Below are 7,932 nucleotides of genomic sequence, written 5' to 3' on the forward strand. Positions count from 1 at the left end.
AAAAACATGTCTTTACCAAAGTTATCACAATCGTATTGGCTACAATCAACAACGATTCCGTCTTTCCCCCCTCTGAAGCAACCGATTAAAACGGATGTGACGATTATTGGAGGAGGAATAACAGGCATTACGACGGCTTATTTGCTCGCTAAACAAGGAGTGCGCGTCACCGTCATCGAAGCAGATCGGCTATGTCACGGCACAACAGGGCATACGACCGCAAAAATCACTGCCCAGCATGATCTCATTTATCATGAACTGATAGCCCACTTCGGTGAAGATAGCGCTCGTCAATATTACGAAGCAAATAAAGAAGCGCTGCAATCGATTTTGCAAACGATAAAAGAACACGATATTCGTTGTGACTTATCGGTAGAAGACGCATACGTGTATACGACTGAAGAAACGCAATTATATAAGCTTGAGGCGGAATGGAAAGCGTATGAAACGCTCGGCATCGACGGGGCATATGTCGATCAACTGTCACTTCCTTTCTCCATCCAAGGTGCAGTCATGATGCGCAACCAAGCGCAATTTCATCCGCTTCATTACGTCAAAACATTAGTCGATGTTGCAGTAAAACATGGGGCATCTTTTTACGAACAAACTGTTGCACAACATATCGAAACAGCGACACGACCAGTCGTCCAAACAAAAAACGGATCTACCATTACATGTGATACCGTCATTATTTGTACCCACTTTCCGTTTTTTGACCCTGCATTTTACTTTGCACGCTTGCATGCAGAACGATCGTACGTTATTGCAGTCCAGTCACACGAACGACTGCAAGGCATGTATTTAAGCGCAAATGAACCAAAGCGATCTCTTCGCTGCACAACGATGGACGGCAAGCCGCTTCTTCTAATCGGTGGCGAGTCGCATAAAGTCGGACAAGGGATCAACATGATTCAACACTATGAAGCGTTACAAGCATTTTGTCAACATACGTTCGGTTTATCACATGTGCTATATCGTTGGTCGGCGCAAGATCTCATCACGCTAGACAATCTTCCATACATCGGTTCTGTTCGCACAGGTCTTCCACACATTCTTGTCGCGACAGGGTATCGAAAATGGGGCATGACGACAAGCACGGTTGCTGCTCATCTGTTAACCGATTTAGCATTACAAAAAGAAAACCGTTACGCTCAACTGTTTACTCCGTCACGATTTGTTGCTGATCCGTCGCTCAATCACTTGCTGACGGAAGGAATCGATGTCGCGAAGCATTTCCTAATCGGAAAACTTGAATATGCCCTTCGTACCTCGCGCGACATATCAAAAGGAGAAGGGGCCGTTGTCAATGTAAATGGAAAACGGGCAGGGGCCTATCGCGATGATGAAGGTACACGTTATGTCGTCGATACGACGTGTACACATATGGGTTGCGAACTGGAGTGGAACAATAGTGAACGGACATGGGACTGTCCATGCCACGGTTCACGCTTCTGTTTTACAGGAAAAGTGCTAGAAGGACCAGCCATCGAACCGCTTCAACAGCTGAAAGGAGATGAATAATGAACGGCACTCAACAACTATTGACTCATTCGCTTGATGCGAATGAACAAACGTTGCGTGACTATTTTACAAAAACGCCTGACCTTGTATACTGCCATCTACTCATTGGTGAGCCGAAAAAACGGGCGTTACTTGTATATCTTAATACGCTCGTTGATAAAAACTCGATTAACAACAACATTATTGATCCGCTTTTATTTGAAACGAAACACATTCATACAATTGCGGATATTCAACTCCCGATTGGTTCAAAATCATATACGACAAAATGGGAACATGTCATGCAACATATATTTCAAGGGGAAACAGCGCTATTCCTAGACGGCGACAATCAAGTATTACTTTTAGATACACAAGGGTGGCCGCATCGTGCCATCGCTGAACCGCAAATTGAATCGTCACTAAAAGGATCGCATCAAGGATTTATTGAAACATGCGAAAAAAATATTGCGCTTATTCGCCGTTATTTGCCACATCAACAACTAAAAATTGAAGAAACGACTGTCGGCAGACGCGGACATACACCTGTCGCCTTATTGTATTTAGAAGACGTTGCCCATCCAGAAGTACTGCAAGAATTAAAAGATCGCATTGAACAAGTTGACGTCGATACGATCGTCAATACAGGGGAATTGATGCAGCATATTGAAGATAATCCGTTTTCACCGTTTCCGCAATTTTTATTAACCGAACGGCCAGATGCTGCGGTCAGCAATTTACTACAAGGGCGCATCGTGATCGTCGTCGACCGCTCGCCTAGCGTCATGATCGGACCAATGACATTTATTACGTTTTTCCAAACAGTTGACGATTACAGTACGCGGTGGATGATCGCATCATTTTTACGGCTTTTGCGCTTGCTTGCCTTTTTTATGGCTATTTTTTTACCGTCCGCTTATATTGCAGCGCTTTCGTTTCATTACGAAATTATCCCGCTCAATTTATTGTTAACGATTGGCGAATCGCGCGAACGTGTTCCGCTCCCCCCTATTTTAGAAGCCATTTTAATGGAACTTGCGATTGAAATGTTACGTGAAGCAGGTTTGCGCCTGCCTGCACCGATCGGACAAACGGTCGGCATCGTTGGAGGGGTCGTCATCGGGCAAGCAGCTGTAGAAGCCGGTATCGTCAGCAACATTATGGTCGTTATCGTCTCATTAACGGCGATTGCGTCATTTATTATTCCAAATCCAGATATGTCGGAATCGATTCGTTTATTGCGCTTTCCGATGATGATTGCCGCTTCTTTATTTGGTTTAGTCGGCATGGTAATCGGCTTTATGCTTATTATTGGGCACCTTATTTCATTAGAATCGCTTGGTACACCTGAAGGAAGCCCGTTTGCCCCTGCACGATTGCGCGACTGGAAAGATACGATTTTACGTTTTCCGCTTTGGATGATGCGCACGCGTCCATTATCTGCCCGTCCAACACAGCTGACGAGACAAAAAAAATTTCGCAAATAAGTGGTGCATATGAAACGATATGAATTTAACGAAATGACAACGATGCAATATATTTTTCTTATTTCGGGCACTCAAATCGGCATTGGCATTTTATCACTTCCAGCCCAGCTTGCTGATATCGCCAATACAGATGGCTGGATTGCGCTTCTTATCGGTTGGATCATTTCGATTATCGCAAGTACGATCATTATAAAAACGATGAATACGCATCCGCAAGATACCATTTTCGATCTTTCTCGCCGCTACTTCGGTCGTATATTCGGAACTTTGATCCATATCGCTTTTGTCGCTTACGCTCTATTAGCGTCCATCACCGTCGTGTTTACTGCCATTCATATTACACAAGTATGGATTTTGCCGAACACTCCAAACTATCTTATTATGATGTTATTTATGCTACCCGGATTTTTAATTACGCGAAATGGTGCACGCGTGCTCGGTCGCTACGCAGAAGTCATCTTTTATTTAACGCTTTGGATGCCGATTCTCATCGCTGTACCGTTACAAAAAGGAACGATTTTGCATATGCTCCCTATTTTAAAAGAAGGATGGACACCTATTTTTCAAGCGGTGAAAACGACCATTTTGTCGTTTTTAGGCTTTGAATTAGCGTTCGTCTTTTATCCGTTTTTAAGAGAAAAAAGACATGCGGTAAAAGCAATGGTTATCGCCAACAGTATCTCTGCTTTTACTTTTTTATTAATTACGATCACTTGTTTTATTTTTTTTAGCCCTGACGAAACACCTTCACTTATTTGGCCGACATTATTGTTGCTTAAAACAATCGAGTTTTCATTTATTGAACGGTTTGAAGTGATTTTTTTATCGTTTTATTTGTTCGTGATGTCAACGACAGGTATCCCGTACATTTTCACAACTGTTTTTGGTATTAGTCAACTTATCGGAAAAAAAGACCATACGATTGTATTGCTTATTGCAGTTTGCATATTTATTTTAATATCTTTTTTATACAATCCATCGTTTTCCCATATTCAAACGATGGGGTCGTGGTGGGAGCGATACGGTCTATGGGGTGCTTACATTTTTCCTATCATTTTATTCATTTACGTTTCCGTTGCGCAATGGTTTCAAGGGGGAAAAAAGAAATGAGAAAATATATATACTTTGTTCTTTGTTTTCTCTTAACAGTCGGATGTGGCACGCGAACACAGCTCGATGAATTGACGCTCGTTTTAACGGTCGGTTTAGATGAAGGAAAAGACAAAAATTTGCTCGTTTACTCTGTAAGCCCTGTGTTTAATAAAGAGTCAAAAAACATTTACGAAGTCATTCGTACATCCGGATTAACGTTGCGTGATAATCGTTTTAAAGCAAACGCCTTTGCCACTGGAAAAATAGTTGGAGGAAAAACACAAAATGTAGTTATAAGCAAAACTCTCGCGAAAAAGCTTAATATGTTTCCATATTTAGATGTGCTTTATCGCGATCCGAAAAATTCAACAACAGCCAATTTTATCGTTTTCGATGGACCGTTAAAAGAGCTAATGTATATTCGCCTTGAAGATAAACCTCGTTTATCTGTCGCAATTCGAGATGTACTATTAACAGCGAATGTAGGCAAACAAACAACAAAAATAAACTTGCTTGAATTTCGACGTTTATCGCTTGATCGTTCCCAAACCCCATTTGCGCCAATTTTAAAAGTACATAAAGGGGATTTAGTCGCAGGAGGGATTGCTTTATTTAACAAACAGAGGAAATATGTCGGCTCATTATCACAAAAAGAAAGTCCGTATTTTGCGATATTGCAAAAAAATATTAAACCCGCGACATCGATTACGTTACCAATTAAAACATTAACAAAACAGACGGAATACGTAAGCATTTCTATTGAACATGGTGATTTTTCATATAAACCGTCGTTTCAAAACGGAATTTTTCACTTTGATGTGCACATGAAATTAAGCGCTATTTTAACAGAGTCAACAACGTACATTGATATGAAAAAAGATAAGGAAAAAATTGAGAAATTACTCACGAAAGAAATACAAAAGCAGCTTGAAAATGTCATTAAAAAACTACAAAAATTTGAAGTCGATCCGATCGGATTTGGTTTGTATGCCCGCGCTTACGAATACAAACAGTTTCAAAAGGTAAAAAGCTGGCCAAAAGCATTCGCGAAAGCAGACATTAACATTCACCCGACAGTTAAAATCATTAGCTACGGTGTTCTTCAATAAAAAGTTGCTGAATATGAACCGATCGTTCATAATGAATTTAAAAAATGGCTAAATGAGGTGGGAAAAACAATATGGACGATCGCGTCATTATTCGCTTTGACCATGTCACAAAACAATACGATGATGATCCTCCTGTGCTCGATAACGTCAGTTTTGAAATGGAGCGTGGCAAATTTTATACGCTTCTTGGTCCTTCCGGTTGTGGAAAAACGACCATTCTTCGCTTAATTGCTGGGTTTATCGAACCGACAAAAGGAGATATTTACTTTCACGGAAAACGAATGAACAATGTTCCAGCAAATAAACGGCAAGTGAATACAGTATTTCAAGATTATGCGCTTTTTCCTCACTTAAACGTGTTTGAAAACGTTGCTTTTGGCTTGCGTATAAAAAAAGTGCCAAAGGCAGACATTGAGCGAAAAGTAAAAGAAGCACTTCGCTTCGTCAACTTAGAAGGATACGAACAACGGGCCATTCATGAAATGTCAGGAGGTCAACGACAACGTGTCGCTATCGCTCGTGCGATCGTCAACGAACCGGACGTGCTGTTACTAGATGAACCGCTATCAGCACTTGATTTAAAGCTGAGAACAGAAATGCAATACGAGTTACGCGAATTACAACGAAGACTTGGCATTACATTTATTTTCGTCACTCACGATCAAGAAGAAGCACTTGCGATGTCAGATGAAATTTTTGTGTTAAATAAAGGAAAGATTGAACAACGTGGTACACCAAAAGATATTTATGATGAACCTGTGAACCGTTTCGTCGCTGATTTTATCGGGGAATCAAATATCATTACTGGAACGATGATCGACGATTTTGTTGTGGAATTTGCGAATCAACAATTTACGTGCGTCGATCACGGATTTGCGAAAAATGAACAAGTCGATATTGTCATTCGCCCTGAAGATTTAGAATTAACAACGGTTGAGCGAGGCAAATTGCACGTGCGTGTTGATTCTGTCTTATTTCGCGGCGTACATTATGAGCTTTGTTGTTATGATACGCATGGTAACGAGTGGCTCGTTCACTCGACAAAAAAAGCAGAGATCGGAGAAGAAATCGGCCTACATTTTGAACCAGAAGCTATTCATGTTATGAAAAGAAACGGGGGAGAATAATATGCGCCGCTATGCTTATGCCATCCCCTATTGGTTATGGATCGGGTTGTTCGTTGTTGCACCGATTATTCTTATTATTTATTATTCTTTTTTCGATATCGAAGGCCATTTCTCGCTCGTCAATTATCAAACTTTTTTTACGCCAGTTTATTTACGAATGACAGTAAATTCGTTTTGGTATGCATTTCTAATTACAGCATGTTCACTCCTTATTGCGTACCCAACCGCTTATTTGTTAACAAAAACGAAACATAAGCAGTTATGGTTGTTGCTTATTATTTTACCAACATGGGTCAATTTATTGTTAAAAGCGTACGCTTTTCTCGGTTTGTTTGGCACGTATGGGGCAGTCAATGCGCTATTTGAAGCGATTGGAATTGGAACGAAACAACTATTGTTTACGGACTTTAGTTTTGTTTTTGTATCTGTTTATATTTTTATTCCGTTTATGATTTTGCCGATTTTTAATGCGCTTGAAAAATTGAATCCTTCTTTAATCGATGCTGCGCGTGACTTAGGGGCGAGCGAATGGACGACATTTCGTCGCGTCATTTTTCCGCTTACTCTCGATGGTGTCAAAGCAGGTTGTCAAGCGGTGTTCATTCCGTCGCTTTCGCTCTTTATGTTGACGCGATTAATCGCCGGAAACCGCGTCATTACGCTTGGTACCGCTGTCGAGCAACATTTTCTCGTGACGCAAAACTGGGGGATGGGTGCGACAATCGCTGTCTTTTTAATGATTGCCATGGCCGGCATCATGGCTTTAACAGGAAATAAAAAATGGGGGGTGAGACAATGAAAGTTTCTCGCCTCTATTTAGCGTTTGTGTTTTTCATATTATACATGCCTATCTTATATTTAATTTATTATTCGTTTAATAGTGGTGGGACGATGCATCATTTCGAATCGTTTACGCTTGATTGGTATAAAGAAGTGTTTGCTGATACACGCTTGCTTATTATCGTTTTGCATACAATGATTATCGCCTTATTATCGTCATCGCTTGCGACAATCATTGGCGTTTTAGGCGCGATTGCCATTTATTATGCAAAACATCGCTGGAAGCAAACGTTGCTTACGCTAAATAACATCTTAATTGTCAGCCCTGACGTCATCATCGGAGCATCGTTTCTGATCTTATTTACGATTGCTGGCATTCAGCTCGGATTTACGTCTGTCTTATTATCTCATATTGCTTTCAGCATTCCGATTGTCGTGTTGATGGTGTTACCGAAGCTACAAGAAATGAGTCCGACATTGATTGATGCAGCACGCGATTTAGGGGCAAACGAATGGAACGTCTTAACGAAAGTTGTCCTCCCATACATTACACCAGGCATTTTTGCTGGCTTTTTCATGGCGCTCACGTACTCGCTCGATGACTTTGCAGTCACGTTTTTCGTGACAGGCAATGGCTTTTCGACGTTGTCTGTTGAAATTTATTCGCGCGCACGCCAAGGGATTTCATTATCCGTTAACGCTTTATCTACCCTTCTTTTCTTATTTACGCTTGTTCTCGTTGTTGTGTATTACGTCATCACACAACGCGCTAGCGTTAAGGGGGGTAGTAACTGTTAAAATGTTTTTGTAAAAATCCATAAAACTCTATATACAATT

General features: G+C 40.9%; 7 protein-coding genes. All 7 read left to right on the forward strand.

Translation table 11 applies throughout. The features are described from left to right. The first annotated feature begins 6 nt into the window (after window positions 1-6). The 7 genes from ACYQY7_RS08285 to ACYQY7_RS08315 all read left to right on the forward strand — a co-directional run bounded on the left by ACYQY7_RS08285 (window position 7) and on the right by ACYQY7_RS08315 (window position 7,893). Entirely contained in the window at window positions 7-1,521 is a 1,515-nt protein-coding gene (locus ACYQY7_RS08285) for an FAD-dependent oxidoreductase (RefSeq protein WP_461201586.1), read from the forward strand. Next, window positions 1,518-2,987 (forward strand): spore germination protein, encoded by a 1,470-nt coding sequence (locus ACYQY7_RS08290; protein ID WP_461201595.1) that lies wholly within the window; start codon window positions 1,518-1,520, stop codon window positions 2,985-2,987. Before ACYQY7_RS08285 ends, ACYQY7_RS08290 begins: the two co-directional genes overlap by 4 nt. 9 nt (window positions 2,988-2,996) lie before the next feature. Then, window positions 2,997-4,097: a GerAB/ArcD/ProY family transporter gene (locus tag ACYQY7_RS08295; RefSeq protein WP_461201587.1), complete on the forward strand. Its 1,101-nt coding sequence runs from the start codon at window positions 2,997-2,999 to the stop codon at window positions 4,095-4,097. Further along, on the forward strand, window positions 4,094-5,188 hold the full coding sequence (locus tag ACYQY7_RS08300; RefSeq protein WP_461201588.1) for a Ger(x)C family spore germination protein: 1,095 nt from the start codon (window positions 4,094-4,096) through the stop codon (window positions 5,186-5,188). Before ACYQY7_RS08295 ends, ACYQY7_RS08300 begins: the two co-directional genes overlap by 4 nt. 71 nt (window positions 5,189-5,259) lie before the next feature. After that, window positions 5,260-6,315, forward strand: coding sequence for an ABC transporter ATP-binding protein (locus ACYQY7_RS08305; RefSeq protein WP_461201589.1), 1,056 nt, complete (start codon window positions 5,260-5,262; stop codon window positions 6,313-6,315). A gap of 1 nt (window position 6,316) precedes the next feature. Further along, complete coding sequence (locus tag ACYQY7_RS08310) at window positions 6,317-7,114, forward strand: ABC transporter permease (protein ID WP_461201590.1); 798 nt, start codon at window positions 6,317-6,319, stop codon at window positions 7,112-7,114. After that, complete coding sequence (locus tag ACYQY7_RS08315) at window positions 7,111-7,893, forward strand: ABC transporter permease (RefSeq protein WP_461201591.1); 783 nt, start codon at window positions 7,111-7,113, stop codon at window positions 7,891-7,893. Before ACYQY7_RS08310 ends, ACYQY7_RS08315 begins: the two co-directional genes overlap by 4 nt. The last annotated feature ends 39 nt before the right edge of the window (window positions 7,894-7,932 follow it).

The sequence above is a fragment of the Anoxybacillus sp. TBDG-1 genome (assembly GCF_054815885.1).